This is a genomic window from Archangium violaceum, from assembly GCF_016887565.1.
GTDB lineage: Bacteria > Myxococcota > Myxococcia > Myxococcales > Myxococcaceae > Archangium > Archangium violaceum_B.
The window spans coordinates 6,050,989-6,069,133 of the sequence record NZ_CP069396.1 but is presented as its reverse complement, the minus strand read 5'-3'; the positions used below and the strand labels follow the sequence as shown (position 1 = coordinate 6,069,133).

Sequence of the window (18,145 nt, the reverse complement as noted above, 5' to 3'; positions counted from 1 at the left end):
GCCGGGGCTGTCACTTCGCCCAAGTTGGGCGAGCTGTGACTACCAGACCTCGCAGCGCTTCTCGGCCGGACGCACCATCTCCGCGTCCTGCTTGCAGCTGAAGGCCTGCTGGAACTCCCGCATGTTCGAGAGCGGGCCAATCACCCGATACTTCCCGGTCGGGTGCGGGTCCCCCTGGATCATGAGCCGCTGCGTCTCGGGGCGGATGGCGTCGCCGCGGAACTGGCCCCAGGAGATGAAGAACTGCTGGTCCGGCGTGAAGCCGTCGAGGGTCGGCGCCGGGGGCTTGCCCTGCTGCGACTTCTTGAAGGCGAGGTAGGCGATCCGCGCGCCCGCGAGGTCTCCGATGCTCTCGCCCAGCACGAGCTTGCCGTTGTGGTGGAGGCCCGGCTCGATGAAGTAGCTCTCGAACTGGTCGACCACACACTGGCCGCGCGCCTGGAACTTCACGAGGTCCTCGTCGGTCCACCAGTTGCTCAGGCGGCCCCGCGCGTCGTACTGCGCGCCCTGGTCGTCGAAGCCGTGGCTGATCTCATGGCCGATCACCACGCCGATGGCGCCGTAGTTCACCGCGTCGGTCGCTTCCATGCTGAACGCGGGCGGCTGCAGGATTCCCGCCGGGAACACGATCTCATTGAGCAACGGGTGGTAGTAGGCGTTCGAGGTGGGCGGCGTCATGCCCCAGCGGCCGCGGTCCGCCGCCTTGCCAATCTGGCTCCAGTCATCCACCACGTTGAAGCGGCGGCCGGCCATCACGTTCGCCCAGAACGCGTCCCGGCGGATCTTCACGTGGCTGTAGTCCTTCCACTTGTCCGGGTAGCCAATCTTCGGGTTGAAGGTGGAGAGCTTCTCCAGCGCCTTCTTCTTCGTCTCGGGGCCCATCCAGTCCAGGCCCTGGATGCTGTCCCCCATGGCCGCCAGCAGGTTCTTCACCATCTCCTGCATGCGGGCCTTCGCCTCGGGCGGGAAGTACTTCTCGGTGTACTTCCTGCCGAGCGCCTCGCCCAGCAGCGCGTCCGTGGACTCCACGCAGCGCTTCCACCGGGGCTTCTCCTCCTTCGCGCCGCCCAGGTAGCGGCCGTAGAAGCTGAAGATCTCCTCCTGGAAGGGCCTGGACAGCGACTGGGACGCCGAGTGGAGCAGGTGCCACTTCAGGTACGTCTTCCAGTCCGCCACCGGCGTCTGCTGGAGCTGGCGATCCACTTCTTGAAGGAACCGGGGCTGCTCCACGTTGAGGTCGGCCCGGGGTAGCTTCGCGCCCTGGAAGTACGCCACCCAGTCGAAGCGCGGCGTGAGCTTGCGCAGGTCCGCGAAGGAGGTCTTGTGGTCGGTCGCCTTCGGGTCGCGCAGGGCCACGTTGTCCAGCGAGGCCTCGGCCAGCTTGGACTCGAGAGCGAAGACGGTGCTGGCCGCGGCCCTGGCCGCCTCCGGGGTGTATCCGGCCAGCTTGAAGGTGTTCGCGACGTGCTCGAGGTACTTCTCCCGGGCCTCCTTGAAGCGCGGCTCTGGCTTCAAATAGTAGTCGCGGTCCGGCATGCCGAGCCCCCGGGCGGCGATGTCGGTGATCATCTGGCTCGGGTTGTGATTGTCGGAGGCGGCGCCCAGCGCGAACGGCACCGCGATATCCAGCTCGTGGAAGCGGCGAATCATCCGCTGCACGTCCGCGGCGCTCTTCACCCCGTCGATGTCGGTCAGCAGCGGCTTGATGGGCGTGAGACCCTGCGCCTCGAGCCGCGCCTCGTCCATGCACGAGGCATAGTGGTCGCCAATCAGCTGCTCCACGCTGCCGGTGGGCCAGTCCTGCTTGCGGGAGACTTCCTCCAGGATGCCCTTGAGCTGCTCCTTCGCCAACTCACCGGAGGCGAAGCGGCGGCTCCAGCGCACCATGGAGGGAGGAATGGGATTCTGGGCCCTCCACTGGCCATTCGCATACTCGTAGAAGTCCGAGCACGGCTCGACGCTCCGGTTGAGGTCACCGACCTCGATGCCTCGCTGTGCCGTCCCTTGCGCGAAGGCGGTGATGGGGAAGACGGCGGCAGCCAGGAAGACCTTCAGAAGACGCATGCAGTACCCCTCCACTTCTCCTACACGCGACCCTACGCCTTATTCCTCCTGGGATTGCGCCATTCATAGGACGCACCGCGGCGGAAGACCACCTCAGATCTGGACATCCCTGGATTTCATGGAATAAGCCCTCTACTTCACAGGAGGCATCATGAAAATGAATCAGCGTGTCGCGGCACTCACCGTCGTGGGCGCCGCGCTTGTGTCTGGCCCGGGCTGCGGCGGGGAGCTCGGCGACGTCGAGTCCGGTGAGGCCCCGCGCTCCACCGAGGCGGCGCTCGCGTGCACCACCCGCATCACGTACGGCAACGCGTGGATCCACCCATCGGGGCACCCGGACATGTTCGACACCGCGGATGGCCTGGTGACGTGGGATGGCCGGTGCATCAATGAGGGCACCAACTCCTACGCCGTGCTCTCCAACGGTTGGAAGCCGTACTTCACTGGGAACAACGCCTGCGTGATGGCGCTCGACACGAACTGTGCCGGCGCGCCCGCGTGCACCACCCGCGTCACCTACGGCCCGGCGTGGATCCACTCCGGGACGGCGCAGTACGACGACGTGGGCGGGCGCGTGTTCTGGGACCGCGCCTGCGTCAACGAGAGCCCCAACTCCTACGCCATCCTCTCCAACGACTGGAAGCCGTACTTCACCGGCTCGAACGCCTGCGCCATGTCGTTCATGTACTCGGGCTGCGGCGGCCTCTATCAGAACCCGGTGCTCTCGGCGGACTGCGCCGACCCTGGCGTCATCTTCGATGGGGGCCGGTACATCGCCGCCTGTACGTCGGGAGGCGCCGCGAACGCGTTTCCGATCCGCACCTCGCCGGACCTGGTCCACTGGACGAGCGCGGGCTCCATCTTCCCCTCGACCCGGAAGCCCACGTGGGCCACCGGCGACTTCTGGGCCCCGGAGATCCACAAGGTCGGCACTCAGTACATCGCGTACTTCACCGCGCGCCACACGGATGGAAAGCTGTCGGTTGGCGCCGCCACCGCGACGAGCCCGACCGGCCCCTTCACGGACATCGGCCGTCCGCTCGTGCACGACACCGGCATGGGGATGATCGACGCCACGCTCCTCACCACCCCCGCGGGCGCGCGCTACCTGGTGTGGAAGGCGGATGGCAACGCCGTCGGCCAGAAGACGCCCATCTACGGACAGGCGCTCTCGGCGGATGGCCTGTCGCTCGTCGGCACCCGGACGCAGTTGATCACCAATGACAGGACCTGGGAGGGCGGAGTCGTCGAGGCGCCGTGGGTCGTCGCGCGGGACGGCTACTACTACCTCTTCTACAGCGGCAACGCCTATTACAACGGCACGTATGCCATTGGCGTGGCGCGCGCGACCAGCCCGCTGGGCCCCTACACGAAGGCGAGCGCGCCGATCCTCAAGACCGTCCCCGGGTGGGAAGGGCCAGGACACGGCTCGGTCGTGAACACGCCGGCGGGCAGCTCGGTCATGGTCTACCACGCGTGGAACGCGGGCCATACCGCGCGCGTCATGCTCGTGGACGCCATCATCTGGCGCAATGGCTGGCCGGCGATGCCCGAGGCGCCGTCCGTCACCTCGCGTCCGATGCCTTGAGAGGCCGAGCCAGGCTCCGGTGCCCTGCCAGCCCGCTGTCTCCCGCGGGCTGGCGGATTGACGGGAGGGCTCCTCGCCCCACCCTTCGTCTGGCGAACTGTCGCACGCTTGGGGCCCCTGTCCGAACCTGGCTCGAGCCACCTACCTTACCCCCATGGATGTGGCGCCTACCCGTGAAGCCCTCGTGAGGGCGATCGAGGACAGCATGTTCCTGCTGCCCGATGTGTCCGGGCAGGTGGAATCCCTATCGATCCCGGGCATCCAGGGCCGGTGGACCTCGGTCTCCTATCCCCTCTCCAACCTGGTGGGGTTGAGTCAGCTGAGCCCGGAGAACGCGAACGCCACCATCCAGCGGGTACGCGACCGCTTCGCCCACGAGCAGAAGGCCGTTGGCTGGTTGGTGGGGCCCGGCTCCACCCCGGCCGACCTGAGGCCGCGCCTCACCGCCCTCGGGTTCGTCAAGCTGGCGGACCTCGCGGGGCTGGCCCTGACGGACCTCCAGGTCCCCATCCCGGTGGCCCCCGACATCCACATCCGGGTCGCCACCGAGGATGACCTGGACGTGGCGAGCAGGCTGCTGGCCCAGGCGTACCCCGCACCGGACGACGTCTGCCGCCAGTTCGCCCTCCTCTTCCTGCGGCACATGGGCCGACTCCATGCGCGCGTCTACCTGGCCTATCTCGACGGCGTGAAGGAGCCCGTGGCCTATGCCGCCAAGGTACACCTGCCCGACCAGCCCATCGTCCAGCTCTTCAGCTCGGCCACCCTTCCCGTCTGGCGCCACCGGCGCATCTACACCAGTCTGGTCGCGCGGCGTCTGGCGGATGCCTACCGCGACGGAGCACGGGCCGCTGTCGTCCAGGCGGACCGCACCAGCTCGGCCCCCATTTGCGAGAAGCTGGGCTTCACCGAGCTGAGCAGCCTGGAGCTGTATGCGTGGCTTCCGCCCTCACCCACTCACCCAGGTTGACGCGGAAGGAGAAAGAGGCGGCCGCAGTCCCAGCGCTTCACCCGCCTTGAGCTCGAAGGCGATCGAGCCTTGTGCACGGGCGGTACGCAGGGCCTGGGAAAAGCTCTCCCGGGCCGCCTCTTCGCGGCCCAGACTTCGAAGCGACTCGCCCCGGAGGCGGTGCAACTCGGGCTCGTAGAAGCGCTCCCCCACCTTGTCCAAACATCGCAGCGCTACATCGAGCGTCTCCAGGGCCTCCCTGGGCCGTCCGAGCCGCAGGAGGATGTCCGCGCGGATGCCAAGATTGTAATTGAACTGGTAGGCCAGGATGCCCGAGGTGCGCAGATATTCGCTCGCCTCCTCGCTGAGCCTGAGGCCCTCCTGGGGCCGCCCCACCGCGGCCAGTCCCCAGCTCCGGAACATCGAGGCCCAGGCCCGCCACATCCGGAAGCGGTTCTCGTCGGCGAGCCTGCCGGCCTCCCCGGTCCACCTCAACACCCCCTGCGCGTCCTCGCGGAAGTGGCAGCCGATGGCCAATTGGATCAACGCGAACGCTGTCGTATGGGGATGGCCGATGCGCAAGGCCAGATCCATCGTCTCCAGACCGTAGCGGTACGCCTCCTCGGAATGATTGAGCATCGTCTGATAGACATAGCCATAGGACAGCGCCGCCACCCGCGGGTTGATCCACTGCCTGGCCGCCACGGCCCGGTGCCGCTCGAGATCGAAGTCCGAACACAGCTCGGCATGCCGGGCATGGTCCTGCGCCTCGTGCAACCGGCCCCAGATGATGCTGATCAGGGACAGCATCCGGTAGGCCTGGGCGAGCAGCTCCGGGTCATGTTGGCGCTGCCCGACGCCCACCATGAACTCCGCCACCTCGCGCGCCAGGGAATAGTTGGACCGTGAGAAATGATAGGCATACAGGCTCCAGTAGGGCAGCTCGAGCATCTCCAGGGACTCGTCTCCCGAGAGGAGCAGCTCATGCGCTCGGCCGTGGATCCGCATGACCTCGGGGGAGCCGTAGCCCTGGACCTGGACGAGTGGCACGCCCAGGGTCAACAGCAGCTTCAACTCCTGCCCGGGACGCTCGGGAGACTCCGGCAGGCTGCGCAGCAGTTGCAGCGCCAGGGTGAGGTGGCGGATGGCCTCCTCGTTGGCCAGGCGTTTGCTGGCGAGCTCCCCCGCCCGAACCCAGTAATGGATGGCCGTCTCGACGTCTCCCGCCTCCGTATAGTGGTGGGCCAGCACCTCTGGCTGCTCATCCACCACCATGGGAAACCGCTCCACCAGTACGGAGGCGATGGACCGGTGATGTGCGCGCCGGGCACTCCGGGGCAAGGACAGGTAGGCAGCCTCCTGCTGGAGCGCATGACGGAACTGATATCCCGGCTCGGCGCTACCCTCCTGCGGCTGCAGCAGCTCCGCCGCCAACAGCCCCTCCAGGTCGCGCCGCAGCGCGATCTCACTGCGCCGGGTGAGCTGGACCAGCAGCTTTTGATGGAAGCTGCGCCCGATCACCGACGCCAGCTGGGCCAGTGACTTCAGCCGGGACGGGAGCCTGTCCAGCCGGGCGAACAACAACTCCTGCAGGGTGAACGGAATGGCGTGCGGAACCGACCAGGCACCTCTGGCCGTCCCGCGTCCGAGGATCAGCCGGGCCATCTCTTCGGCGAAGAGGGGGATGCCGTCCGTGCGTGCCGCCATCTGCGCGACCACGTCTTCCGGCAGCTCGCGTCTCCAGGCGACCCGCCGCACCAGCACGGAGATCTCCTCCATCGACAGGCGTTCGAGCGTCAGCGACCGGAACCCGGAGTCCGTCCCCCAGGGAGGGATGAATTCGGGACGGGCGCTGAGCACCAGCAGGACAGGTGCACCCTTCAGCTGCCGCAGCACGCGTCCGAGCAGCTCTAGGGTGGAAGGATCGGCCCAATGCAGGTCCTCCACGACGGCCAGGATCGGCTGTCGCATCGCGCCGAGCAGCAACAGGCTCACCAGCGCCTCGAGGGTGGCTTCCTTGCGTCGCTCCGGGGACAGCCGCAGTACCTGCGGGACCGGAGGCTCGAGCATCAGCAGGGAGACCAGCAACTGGATGGCCTCGAGGGACAGGCCCAGCGCCGCCAGCCGCTCCTCCAGCACGCCCCGCCGCTGCTCGGGTGCGACCTCCCGCAGGGAGTGGCGCAGCAGCTCGATGACGGGACGCAGCGCACTGGAGCCCGATTGGGACCAGCACTGGAACTGCAACCACAGGCCCCCCTCCGCCGCCACCCGCTGCCCCACCTCCCGGATGAGGCGCGACTTGCCGATGCCGGCCTCGCCGTACAGCAGGACAGCGCCGCCCTGTCCTCCCTGGGCCTGCTGCCAGTGCGCCAGCAGCGCCTCCAGCTCCCGTTCCCGCCCCACCAGGGGCGTCAGTCCGCTGGCCAGGCGCTTTCGATCGAAACGGGACACGGCCGTTCGCTCGGCCAGCACCTGGTGGACGTCCAGGTGTGTCGTGCCCGAGAGCCACTGGAAGTCCCGGGGGCCCAGCATCTGGGTCTCGAAGGCTCCACGGACCAGCTCCCAGGTCGCACCGCTGAGCAGGATCGTCCCAGGCGCGGCCTGTTTCGCCAGCCACCTCACCCGCTGGGGGGCCTCTCCCCGGAACGTCAACACCTGCCCCTGCGTCCCCACGGGACCCGCTTCCAGGATGACCGTATCCGTGTGGATGCCCACCTTCACCGCCAACGGATGGGAGAGGAATTGCGTCACCCGCGTCTGGATCTCCTCGGGGATGTGGCGCGACAGATACAGCCCGGTACGCACGGCACGCTCCGCGTCCTCCTCATGGACCTGGGGATGACCGAAGCAGGCGAGCACCTCATTGCCCATCGATAGAGCGAGGTGGCCACCCGCCTGCTGGATGGCCGCCGCACAGGCCCGGTGGAAGGCGATCTCCAACTCGCCGAGATCCTCCGCGTCGGGCGGGTCCGTGCTCATGTGGTCGAGGCCCGTCAGGGAGCACGCCAGCAGCGTCACCTGTCGGCGCTGGATGCGCGGAGATGACGAGTCCGAGGGTCGGAAGCCCAGATGCTCCTCCAGCTCTCGCACCTCCTGATACAGCTCCTGGGCCGTCTGGAAGCGCTGGGAGGGATCCTTGGCCAGCGCCGTGTCCACGAGCATCGCGACTTCCCACGGCAGCTCCGGGCGGCGCTCGCGCACCGAGGGCATCGGCTCTGGAGACGTCACCCAGGTGCGGAACTGCGCCGGGGAGCCCTCCGGGAACGGGAGCGTCCCGGTGAGCAACTCGTAGAGCACCACCCCGGCGGCCCACAGGTCCGTGCGCCCATCCTGCCATTCCCCTCTCCATTGCTCTGGAGCCATGTAGGCTGGCGTCCCGGCCATGGCCAGGGAGCGCCGTGAGGAGAAGTGGGGCTCGGAGCTCAGCAGGTAGGCCAGGCCGAAATCCAGCAGCTTCACCCTCCCCTCCTGGGTGATGAAGATGTTGCTGGGCTTGAGATCCCGGTGGACGACGTGCTGCGCATGCGCATGAGCGAGCCCGGCGGCCACCTCCGCCAGGATGCGCAGGACGCGCGGCAGCTCCAACTTCTCGTGCCGCATCAAGGAATCCAGCGACTCACCCTCCAGGCTCTCCATGACGAGGAAGGGGAAGCGTGGTAGTCCGGGACCGGGCTGCCAATCCGAGACATCGAAGAGGCGCACGATGTTCTCGTGATCGAGCTGCGCGATGACCCGGGCCTCCTGGCGCAGCAGCGCGGTCATCTCCTCATCGGTGCGCCTGGGGAGCAGGAACTTGAGAGCTACCTTGCGGTGAAGCTGCTCGTCCCAGGCCAGGTAGACGCACCCCATGGCGCCGCCCCCCAGCCGCTCGAGGATCTTGAACCGGCGACCATCCTGCCCCCCCAACCCAGCTCCTATCTCCGGGTTGTGATGCAGCGGAGCAGGCAAGGCCACTGCTCTCAGCAAGGAGTCCTCGAAGTCGAGCTCATCGCCCAGTGAGTCCACTGAGGGCAAGTCCTCCCCGCTGAGCTCTGGACCAGAGTCTCCTTCCATGCGCTACCGCCTTTCGAAATACCTCTACACAGAGGGAGATAATGACAACCCGAGGTGTGATGTAAGGAAGTCACCAGACCCGGGAGCCGGCGGGCCGACTCTTCGCCGAGCCTGTCGCCCGCTCCTCCCGGTGCTCAGGTGACTGGGAGCCTCCCCCCTGGGCGACCATGCTGCCCCGAGTATCTCCCCCCCGACACAACCCTCGGACCGGGAATCCCTTGGTTGTCACACCACCAGGAACAACCTTCCAGGACGGAACCACACAACCTCTCAGGAAGGGGAAACACACATGAAGCCAGAGGAAAGAAAACGTGCGATCCGGGAACTGAACAAGGAGATGAAGGATCTCTCGACCCTGGCAGCCGAAAGAGTTCGCACACTGGATGAATCCATCCGGGAGTTGGAGAAGCAGGGCGTCAAAGGCGTGGCGAAGGTGTTGAGCACCCAGGGGAGATACTTGAGCCCGGCGGAAGTGGAGTTTCTCAAGAACGCGACCGATGAAGACATCGACAAGCTCATCTACACCCACAAGCTGACGAAGAAGCTCAAGGCCCAGATGTTTTGCATCTGAATCCACGGAACGGAAGAGCGCTCACATGGCGAACCCGGCCCGAAGGCTCGAACGGTTCCTCGCGCCCCAGCATGCGCTGCACCACCAGTGGTGGAGTTGGCTCCTCGCCTCTTCCGGAGCCAATGGATGGCGAAGGGTGGCCGTTCAGGTCTACCACTTCATGAACATCGCCAACCACCTGCTCCGCACGGCGATTCACGAGGCCAACAGGTGTGGCTCCACCCATGACGCGTTCCTGGCCTGGGCCCGAGAACATGCCAGGGAGGAGGGGGCGCACCCCGCCTGGCTCCTGGAGGACCTGTCCGCGATTGGCTGCCGCCGCGAAGACATCCTCTCGAGTGGACCCGACCCGGAGCTTCGCGAGCTGACCCAGAACCAACTCGCGCTCCTCCAGAACAGCTCCCCGACGGCGGTGCTCGGCCTCTACTTCGCGACGGAGTGCCACCCACCCGATGCCGAGGCGCTGCGACAGATTGCCCGGCGACTCGGCATCCCGAGGAAGGCGTTGAGGACCTTGCTCCACCACAGCCATGCGGATCAGGAGCACGGGAAGGAGATCTTCCAGCTCGTCGCCACCCATGGCCGGGATCCCCTGCTGTTCCGCGGCATGGTTCACGGGGCATACCAGTGCGTCAACAGCTGGATCCAGCTGATGCAGCGCTACAGCCTCGAGGCCATGGCGGAAAACCGCTCGAGGGTCCACGCCGCTCCGGACCCGAATTCACGGGCCACGGCCTGAGACGACGCGGCCCCCCGCGAAGCTCGACCTCCAGCGGGGCGTGTGTGCGCCTCGAACCCACCGGCGAGGCTGCCTCCTCCTCGACCAGGCGCGAGATTAAGTCAGTTGACTTGCTCAGTCGACTGACTTAATCCTGCTCGCGTGGGCTCGAGGACGGGCCATCCCCCCGGAGGTCGTGATGAGTGCCGGCGACAGCAAGCAGGTCCTGGGAAGGGCCCCGGTGCTCTCGTGAGCCCGAGCAAATCCGACCGGGGCAGCGAGACTCGCGAGCTTCTCCTCGTCACGGCCGAGCGCCTGTTCGCCGAGCACGGCGTCGAGGCCGTCTCCAACCGCCAGGTGAGCGAGGCAGCGGGCCAGTCCAACAACTTCGCCGTCGGCTACCACTTCGGCTCCAAGGAAGAGCTCATCCTGGCCATCGTGCGTCGGCATTCCGAGTCGATGGAGCGGCGGCGCACCGACCTGCTCGCGGAGCTCACCGGCTCGCCCGACCTGCGCGACTGGGTGTCCTGCCTCGTGCGACCCACCACCCAGCACATCGCCTCGCTGGGCATCCCCTCCTGGTACGCGCGCTTCATCGCCCAGGTGATGACCCATCCCTCCTTGCGCGAGCGCGTGATCAACGAGTCGTTCACCTCGCGGTCGCTGAAGCAGGCCCTCGAAGGCATGTCCCGGCTGATCCCCCGTCTGCCCGAGGACGTGCGGCAGGAGCGCAGCGACATGGGCCGGTTGCTGATCGTGCACATGTGCGCCGAGCGGGAACGCGCGCTGCACGCGGGCACCGCGAACCCCCGCTCGACCTGGGAGTCCACCGCGGCGGGTCTGGTCGACGCGCTCGTCGGCTTGTGGCTGGCCCCCGTCTCCGCCCGCCGGTGACCTCGCTGGACGAGAACGGCACACCCGGCAAAGGCAACACCTCCGTCGAAAACAACCCAAGTGAAGGAGAAATGCTCATGAATGAGAAGAACAAGGGTGTGGTCTCGTTCTCTCCGGAAGCGCTGAAGGAGAAGTACCGGCTCGAGCGCGAGAAGCGGCTGCGTCCCGACGGCGACACCCAGTACCGCGACCTCAGCGGCGTCTATAAGGATTTCGACAGGGATCCGTACGTCGAGCCCGGCTTCACCCGTCCGGCGGTGACCGAGACGATCGACGTCCTGATTGTCGGCGGTGGCTTTGGCGGCATGTTGTCGGCGGTGCGGCTGCGCCAGGCGGGAGTCCACTCCTTCCGCATCATCGAGAAGGGCGGCGACTTCGGCGGCACCTGGTACTGGAACCGCTATCCGGGCGCCGCCTGCGACGTGGAATCCTATATCTACCTGCCGCTGCTCGAGGAGACCGGCTACATCCCGACGGAGAAGTACGCCAAGGCGCCGGAGATCTTCGCCCACTGCCAGCGGATCGGCCGGCAGTTCGACCTCTACAAGACGGCGCTGTTCCAGACCCTGGTCGAGCAGATGAACTGGGACGAGGACACCCGGCGCTGGAACATCACGACCAACCGGGGTGACAAGCTCGCGGCGCGGTTCGTCATCATCGCCGGAGGCATCCTCCACAAGGCGAAGCTGCCCGGCATCCCGGGGATCGAGACCTTCAAGGGCCACAGCTTCCACACCAGCCGGTGGGACTATGCCTATACCGGCGGCGGCCCCATGGGCGGCCTGAGCAAGCTGGCCGACAAGCGCGTGGGCATCATCGGCACGGGCGCGACCGCGATCCAGGCGATCCCCCACCTCGGGGCTTCGGCCAAACAGTTGCATGTCTTCCAGCGCACGCCCTCGAGCATTGGAGTGCGTGGCAACCGGCCGACCGACGAGGCCTGGGCGAAGACGCTCCAGCCCGGCTGGCAGCAGGAGCGCATGGTCAACTTCACCGCCATCGTCTCCGGCCGCGCGCAGGACGTGGACATGGTGCGGGACGGTTGGACCTACATCTTCGACGATACCGACAGCCGCCGCGCCAGGACCCCCGAGGAGGCGGCCGAGCTCCGCAAGATGGCGGACCTCCGCAAGATGGAGGAGATCCGCGCGCGGGTGGACACCATCGTCAAGGACCCGGTGACGGCCGAGGCGCTCAAGCCCTACTACGATCCGCTGTGCAAGCGGCCCTGCTTCCACGACGAGTACCTGGACACGTTCAACCGCCCCAACGTCCAGCTCGTGGATACCGATGGCAAGGGCGTGGAGCGGATTACTCCCACCGGAGTGGTGGTGAAGGGCAAGGAATACGAGGTCGACTGCCTGATCTACGCCTCGGGCTTCGAGGTCACGGGCGACTACACCCGCCGGCTGGGCTTCGACATTCGCGGGCGCGGCGGCAAGTCCCTGCGCGACAGCTGGGCCGATGGCGCGTCGACGCTCCACGGCATGCACAGCCGCGGCTATCCGAACCTCGTGCTGTTCAGCGGCCCCCAGAGCGGTTGGGCGATCAACTTCGTTCACATCCTCGATGAGCAGGCGCAACACGCCGCCTACATCATCGAGCAGTGCAAGAAGCAGGGCGTCGAGACGATCGAACCGTCGGAGAAGGCGCAACAGCAGTGGTGGGAGGTGATCCTCAGCAACCTCACGAAGAACGCCTCCTTCGGCGGTCCCGACTGCACGCCCGGCTACTACAACAACGAGGGAGTCCGGCCTCCCCCGAGCGCGATTCGCAGCGCCGGTTTCGGAGGCGGCACGCTCGAGTTCATCGAAGTCCTGCGGAACTGGCGCAAGGGCAACGATCTCGCGGGCCTGGAAGTCACGCTTGGAGGCACGTCCCCCACCCCATGAGTCATCCGCGCCCCCCACTGAGGCCCCCCATGCATCGATTCTCCTACAAGTCCCTGATCGCCTGCGTGTTGATGGCGAGCACCCAGACCCTGGCCGCCCCACCACCACCGGCCTATCGCCAGGAAGTGGTGGTGGCCGGCTCTCCCTTCCAGGGCGTCCATGGAATGGCCGTCGATGGCAAGGGGCACCTGCTGGCCAGCAATCTGCTCGGCCAGACGGTCCACTCCATCGACCTGGCCAGTGGAGCAGTGTCCACCCTGGTGGGGCCTCCGCTGGGTGGCGCGGATGATGTGACCCTGGGGCCCGATGGCTCCGTCTACTGGACCGGATTCTTCTCCGGCCGGTTGATGCGGCGCACTCCGGATGGAAAGACGCGCGTCATCGCCAAGGAGCTGCCGGGCCTCAACTCGCTGGCCTTCCGCCGCGACGGCAGGCTCTACATCACCCAGCTCGGCCGCGGGGTGGATGCGCTCCTGGAGGTGGATCCGCGCGGGAGCAAGCCGCCTCGGCGGATCCTCTCCGGGCACGGCATGCTCAACGGCTTCGAGTTCGGTCCGGACGACAAGCTGTACGGCCCGCTCCTGATGAAGGGGCAGATCGTCCGGGTGGACGTGGACACGGGGTCCATCGAGGTGGTGGCCGGGGGCTTCGCGATGCCGGTCGCCACCAACTTCGACTCGCGCCGCGAGAACCTCTACGTGGTTGACTCGGTGCGGGGCGAGCTGATCCGCGTCCGGTTGCCCACGGGAGACAAGGAAGTCGTCGCGAAGCTGCCCACCGGGCTCGACAACCTGGCGGTCGGTCCCGATGACCAGGTGTACGTGTCCAACATGGTGGACAACGACATCCACGTGGTCAATCCCGCCGATGGCTCCGTCCGGCCCCTCGTCGAGGCGCGCTTGAGCGTGCCCTCCGGCCTCGCCGTCGCGCCGGATGATCCGGACGAGCAGCTGTACGTGGCGGATGTGTATGCCTTCCGGCGGGTGGGAGGGCGTGATGGGAAGATAAACCAGACGACCCGGGTCCTCTCCTCACGGATGACCTTCCCGATGAATGTGGCGCTGGGCGCGAAGCACGTGGTGCTGAGCAGTGCCTACCTGGGCAGCGTGCAGGTCCTGGATCGGACCTCCGGAGAGGTGCTGCGGACGATTCCGAACACGAATGGTGTCCAGGGCGCGCTCGAGCTGCCCGATGGCACGCTGCTCGTCGCCGAGGCCACCACGGGCCGGCTCGTGCGGGTGGATGCCGCGGAGCCCGCGGGGACCACGGTGCTGACCAGGGGCCTGGAGGGGCCCGTTGGACTCGTGGCCGACACGGAGGCGGAGGAGCCGGGGGTGTACGTCACGGAGGTGCGCTCGGGACGGGTGACCCGGGTGCGTCTGTCGGATGGAGCCCGGCGCACGGTGGCCAAGGGACTGAAGGCCCCGGAGGGCATCGCCCGGCATCCGGACGGCGGATTGATCGTCGCCGAGGTGGGCCGAAAGCAGCTGGTGCGCATCGATCCGGCCACGGGGCGCTCCACCGTGCTCGCGAGCGGCTTGCGCATCGGCCTGCCCGAGAGCGAGGGCCTGCCGCCGGGCTACATCCCCACCGGGGTGGCCGTGGGCGGCTCGGGCACCATCTACCTGTCGTCCGATATCGAGAGCGCCCTGTATCGGTTCGTTCCGGCGCGTTGAGAGGAGAACACGGCAATGAAGGTCCAGAACAAGGTTGTCGTCGTGACCGGCGGCGGAAATGGCATGGGCAGGGAGCTCGTGCTGGCTCTTCTGTCGAAGGGCGCGAGCGTCGCCGCCGTTGACATCAACGCGTCCGCCCTCGAGGAGACCCTCGCGCTGGCGGGGAAGAACCGGGACAGGCTGGCCACCTACACCCTGAACATCACGGACCGGGCCCTGGTGGATGCGCTCCCGGACCAGGTCATCTCCCGCTTCGGGGCTGTCGACGGCATCATCAACAACGCCGGCATCATTCAACCCTTCGTCAGGTTGAAGGATCTCGACTACGCGGCGATCGAACGGGTGATCAACGTCAACCTGTTCGGAACGCTCTACATGACCAAGGCGTTCCTGCCGCACCTGCTCGCACGCCCGGAGGCGCACATCACGAACATCTCCAGCATGGGTGGATTCCTGCCCGTGCCGGGGCAGACCATCTACGGGGCGGCCAAGGCGGCCGTGAAGCTGCTGACGGAGGGCCTGAGCTCGGAGCTCCTGGGGACGAACGTGAAGGTCACGGTCGTCTTCCCGGGGGCGATTGGAACGAACATCGTGGTGAACTCTGGCGTGAAGATGGACCTCCAGCAGGAGAATCGCCGAGACGGGCCGACGCCCAAGGTGCTGGCGCCTGGCAAGGCCGCGCAGATCATCCTCGAGGGCATCGAGAACGACCGCTACCGCGTCATGGTGGGATCCGATGCCAGGCTCATGGATGCCATCTACAGACTGAACCCCCAGCGCGCGGCGCGGTTCATCTACAACCAGATGAGCGCCTTGTTGCCGAAGTAGGTCGCCCCCAAACCCAGTCCCTACCCAACGAGACCGCCCCATGATCGACGCCCAGACCTTGACCCTGCCCGAGAACGCCTCCCTGTTCACCCGCCTGCGCGTGGCACTCACAGCCCTGAAACTGGTCAGAGGCAACGAGGGGAATCCCACCTATGGCCAGGCGATCCAAGCCAGCCTGGACCTCAACGTCTACGCATCGCTTGTCCAGCGGCTCCAGCTCACCGAGGACGGGCGCCGCATGCTGTCCGAGCGCCCTTCCCTGCAGAGCAAGGATCTGGACCTGGACGCGCTCGAGCGCCTGCCCGAGGGAACGCTCGGCCATGCGTACGCGCGCTACTTCCGCGACAACAAGATCTCGCCCTTCGAGACGACGCTCGAGATCAAGAACGACGTCGACTTCATCTCCAAGCGCTACCGCGAGACACACGACGTGTTGCACCTGCTGACGGGCTACGGCACGGACGTGGTGGGCGAGATGGAGCTGCAGGCGTACGCCCTGGGCAACCTGGGCATCCGGACCGCGGTGCTCATCCTGCTGATCGGCACGCTCGGACAATTCAAGGAGCCACAGTCTGGCGTCGGAAGGTCCGAGTACCTGCGGCGGGTGAAGGCCGCGCACCACCGGGGCCGCGCGGCCCCGCTGTTCCTCGACTTCTGGTTCGAGCACCACTGGGAGACCCCCGTAGCCACTCTGCGCGAGCGGCTGTGCGCACCCGCCAGGCAGCTGAACTGACTCGGCTGAGCCTCCCGCATCCGCTCATCAGGCCTCGATTTAAGTCAGTTGACTTTTTCAGTCACTCGACTTAATTCTTCTCACATGGGCCTGAAGACAGGCCAACCCCCCGGAGTCACGATGAGTGCCGACGACAGCAAGCAGGTCCTGCGAAAGGGTCCCGGTGCTCTCGTGAGCTCGAGCAAATCCGACCGGGGCAGCGAGACTCGCGAGCTTCTCCTCGTCACCGCCGAGCGCCTGTTCGCCGAGCATGGAGTGGAGGCAGTCTCCAACCGTCAGGTGAGCGAGGCAGCGGGCCAGTCCAACAACTCCGCCGTCAGCTACCACTTCGGCTCCAAGGAAGAGCTCATCCTGGCGATCGCGCGCCGCCACGCCGAGTCGCTGGAGCTGCGACGTACCGAGATGCTCGCGGAGATCTCCAACTCGCCCGACCTGCGCGACTGGGTGTCCTGTCTCGTGCGGCCCACCACCCAGCACCTCGCCTCACTGGGCATCCCCTCCTGGTACGCGCGGTTCGTCGCCCAGGTGTCGACCCATCCCTCCTTGCGCGAGCGCGTGTTCAAAGAGGCATCCACCTCGCGGTCGTTGCAGCAGGCCCTCGAGGGCATGTTCCGGCTGATCCCCCGTCTGCCCGAGGACGTGCGGCAGGAGCGTAACGACATGGGCCGGTTGATGCTCGTGCACCTGTGCGCCGAGCGGGAACGTGCGCTGCAGGCAGGCACCGCGAACCCCCGCTCGACGTGGACGTCCACCGCGGACGGACTGATCGACGCAATCGTCGGACTATGGCTGGCCCCCGTCTCCTCCTGGCGGTGACCTCGCTGAACGGAAACGGCACACCCAGCAAAGTCAACATCTCCAAATGAATGCGGAGCGGCACGTCGGCGACGTCGGGGTGCTGCTCGGACGAGAGAGGAACGTCGTGGCCATGGAAGAGCGCATCGTCATCGTGGGAGCCGGCCAGGCTGGTGGCGAGCTGGCCGCCGGCTTGCGAAAGCAGGGCTACAAGGGGCGCGTCCTCCTGCTGGGAGACGAGGCCCATCCGCCCTACCAGCGGCCTCCGCTGTCGAAGGGGTTCCTGCAGGGAAAGGTGGCGCTGACCGACCTCTACCTCAAGCCGCTGGCGACCTATGAGCGCTTCGACATCGAGCTCAAATCCGGCACACGCGTCGAGGCCATCGACCGTGCCGCGCGGGAAGTCTCACTCGGGGATGGGAGCCGGCTGGCCTACGACAAGCTCGTTCTGGCCACGGGAGGCCGGGCACGTCCCTTGAGTCTTCCCGGGCTGGAGGGTGCCCGGCTCGAGAACCTGTTCTCCGTGCGGTCCATCTCCGACATCGAGGCGATGCGCGGGAGGTTCGTCCCCGGCAACCACCTGGTCATCGTCGGAGGAGGCTACGTGGGGCTCGAGGTCGCGGCCGTGGCCGTGCAGCTCGGGCTGCGGGTGACGCTGCTGGAGGCGGCGCCTCGCCTGCTCTCCCGGGTGACGGGGCCGGAGGTGTCCTCGTTCATCGAGAAGCTCCACCGCGAGCGGGGCGTGGAGCTCCGGCTCTCGTGCGAGGTGCGGAGCCTGGAGCTCGACGAGGCGCGGCGCCAGGTGCGCGGGGTGGGCTTCGCGTGTCACGGCGTGCCGGAGCGGCTCGAGGCCGATCTGGTGCTGGTGGGAATCGGCCTCATCCCCAACACGGAGCTGGCCTCCGCGGCGGGCCTGGCCGTCGACAATGGCATCGTCGTGGACGAGTACGCCTGTACGGCCGATCCGAACATCCTCGCCATCGGGGACTGCGCCAATCAGCCCAGCGCCTACACGGGCGGACGCATCCGTCTGGAATCCGTGCCCAATGCCATCGAGCATGCGCGCGTCGCGGCGGCCACGCTGATGGGCAAGCGGGAGCCCTCCTCCGCCATTCCCTGGTTCTGGTCGGACCAGTACGGCTTGAAGCTGCAGATGGTGGGGCTCTCCACGGGCTACGAGCAGTGCGTCACGCGGAGCTCCGCCGAGGGCAAGGAATTCTCGGCCTTCTATCTCAAGGACAGACGGGTCATCGCCGCGGATGTCATCGGCCGGCCCGCGGAGTTCATGGCCGCGAGGCGGCTGGTGTCGAGCCGGGCGGAGGTGGATGCGGCCCGTCTGGGTGACGTGGCCGTCCCGCTCGCCAGCATCGCCGCGTGAAGACAG

At 67.0% G+C, this 18,145-nt stretch carries 13 protein-coding genes; 11 read left to right on the top strand and 2 right to left on the bottom strand.

Annotation, left to right across the window (positions count from 1 at the left end):
• Positions 1-39 precede the first annotated feature (39 nt).
• The gene (locus JRI60_RS24605; protein WP_204228325.1) at positions 40-2,064 is read right to left on the bottom strand and encodes a M13 family metallopeptidase; all 2,025 of its coding nucleotides are present in this window, start codon (positions 2,062-2,064) and stop codon (positions 40-42) included.
• A gap of 151 nt (positions 2,065-2,215) precedes the next feature.
• Between JRI60_RS24605 and JRI60_RS24600 the strand changes: the two genes are divergently transcribed.
• Positions 2,216-3,652, top strand: a complete 1,437-nt coding sequence (locus JRI60_RS24600; RefSeq protein WP_204228324.1) for a glycoside hydrolase family 43 protein — start codon at positions 2,216-2,218, stop codon at positions 3,650-3,652.
• 154 nt (positions 3,653-3,806) lie between these two features.
• Complete coding sequence (locus JRI60_RS24595) at positions 3,807-4,622, top strand: GNAT family N-acetyltransferase (RefSeq protein WP_204228323.1); 816 nt, start codon at positions 3,807-3,809, stop codon at positions 4,620-4,622.
• Here the strand turns inward: JRI60_RS24595 and JRI60_RS24590 are convergent.
• Positions 4,602-8,606, bottom strand: a complete 4,005-nt coding sequence (locus tag JRI60_RS24590; protein ID WP_239470839.1) for a protein kinase domain-containing protein — start codon at positions 8,604-8,606, stop codon at positions 4,602-4,604. The two genes, JRI60_RS24595 and JRI60_RS24590, sit on opposite strands and share 21 nt — an antisense overlap.
• Positions 8,607-8,943: 337 nt before the next feature.
• On the opposite strand from JRI60_RS24590, the gene JRI60_RS24585 reads away from it, so the two are divergent.
• The 9 genes from JRI60_RS24585 (at position 8,944) to JRI60_RS24545 (ending at position 18,139) form a co-directional block, all read left to right on the top strand.
• Positions 8,944-9,225: a hypothetical protein gene (locus JRI60_RS24585; RefSeq protein WP_204228321.1), complete on the top strand. Its 282-nt coding sequence runs from the start codon at positions 8,944-8,946 to the stop codon at positions 9,223-9,225.
• Positions 9,226-9,361: 136 nt separating this feature from the next.
• On the top strand, positions 9,362-9,964 hold the full coding sequence (locus JRI60_RS24580) for an iron-containing redox enzyme family protein (RefSeq protein WP_204228320.1): 603 nt from the start codon (positions 9,362-9,364) through the stop codon (positions 9,962-9,964).
• A gap of 228 nt (positions 9,965-10,192) precedes the next feature.
• Positions 10,193-10,837, top strand: coding sequence for a TetR/AcrR family transcriptional regulator (locus JRI60_RS24575; protein ID WP_204228319.1), 645 nt, complete (start codon positions 10,193-10,195; stop codon positions 10,835-10,837).
• A 77-nt stretch (positions 10,838-10,914) separates the two neighbouring features.
• A complete protein-coding gene (locus tag JRI60_RS24570; RefSeq protein WP_204228318.1) occupies positions 10,915-12,729 on the top strand; it encodes a flavin-containing monooxygenase in 1,815 nt (604 codons plus the stop codon).
• Positions 12,730-12,758: 29 nt separating this feature from the next.
• A complete protein-coding gene (locus JRI60_RS24565) occupies positions 12,759-14,405 on the top strand; it encodes an SMP-30/gluconolactonase/LRE family protein (RefSeq protein ID WP_204228317.1) in 1,647 nt (548 codons plus the stop codon).
• Positions 14,406-14,420: 15 nt separating this feature from the next.
• Positions 14,421-15,233, top strand: coding sequence for an SDR family NAD(P)-dependent oxidoreductase (locus tag JRI60_RS24560; protein ID WP_204228316.1), 813 nt, complete (start codon positions 14,421-14,423; stop codon positions 15,231-15,233).
• A 40-nt stretch (positions 15,234-15,273) separates the two neighbouring features.
• Positions 15,274-15,966, top strand: a complete 693-nt coding sequence (locus JRI60_RS24555) for a Coq4 family protein (protein WP_204228315.1) — start codon at positions 15,274-15,276, stop codon at positions 15,964-15,966.
• Positions 15,967-16,086: 120 nt separating this feature from the next.
• Entirely contained in the window at positions 16,087-16,782 is a 696-nt protein-coding gene (locus JRI60_RS24550; RefSeq protein ID WP_239470708.1) for a TetR/AcrR family transcriptional regulator, read from the top strand.
• Positions 16,783-16,828: 46 nt separating this feature from the next.
• A complete protein-coding gene (locus JRI60_RS24545; RefSeq protein ID WP_239470707.1) occupies positions 16,829-18,139 on the top strand; it encodes an NAD(P)/FAD-dependent oxidoreductase in 1,311 nt (436 codons plus the stop codon).
• The last annotated feature ends 6 nt before the right edge of the window (positions 18,140-18,145 follow it).

Bases quoted from the DNA above. Each gene is read 5' to 3' on its own strand.
- JRI60_RS24605 (WP_204228325.1), bottom strand. From the start codon at position 2,064: ATGCGTCTTCTGAAGGTCTTCCTGGCTGCCGCCGTCTTCCCCATCACC.
- JRI60_RS24600 (WP_204228324.1), top strand. From the start codon at position 2,216: ATGAAAATGAATCAGCGTGTCGCGGCACTCACCGTCGTGGGCGCCGCG.
- JRI60_RS24595 (WP_204228323.1), top strand. From the start codon at position 3,807: ATGGATGTGGCGCCTACCCGTGAAGCCCTCGTGAGGGCGATCGAGGAC.
- JRI60_RS24585 (WP_204228321.1), top strand. From the start codon at position 8,944: ATGAAGCCAGAGGAAAGAAAACGTGCGATCCGGGAACTGAACAAGGAG.
- JRI60_RS24570 (WP_204228318.1), top strand. From the start codon at position 10,915: ATGAATGAGAAGAACAAGGGTGTGGTCTCGTTCTCTCCGGAAGCGCTG.
- JRI60_RS24565 (WP_204228317.1), top strand. From the start codon at position 12,759: ATGCATCGATTCTCCTACAAGTCCCTGATCGCCTGCGTGTTGATGGCG.
- JRI60_RS24560 (WP_204228316.1), top strand. From the start codon at position 14,421: ATGAAGGTCCAGAACAAGGTTGTCGTCGTGACCGGCGGCGGAAATGGC.
- JRI60_RS24555 (WP_204228315.1), top strand. From the start codon at position 15,274: ATGATCGACGCCCAGACCTTGACCCTGCCCGAGAACGCCTCCCTGTTC.
- JRI60_RS24550 (WP_239470708.1), top strand. From the start codon at position 16,087: ATGAGTGCCGACGACAGCAAGCAGGTCCTGCGAAAGGGTCCCGGTGCT.
- JRI60_RS24545 (WP_239470707.1), top strand. From the start codon at position 16,829: ATGAATGCGGAGCGGCACGTCGGCGACGTCGGGGTGCTGCTCGGACGA.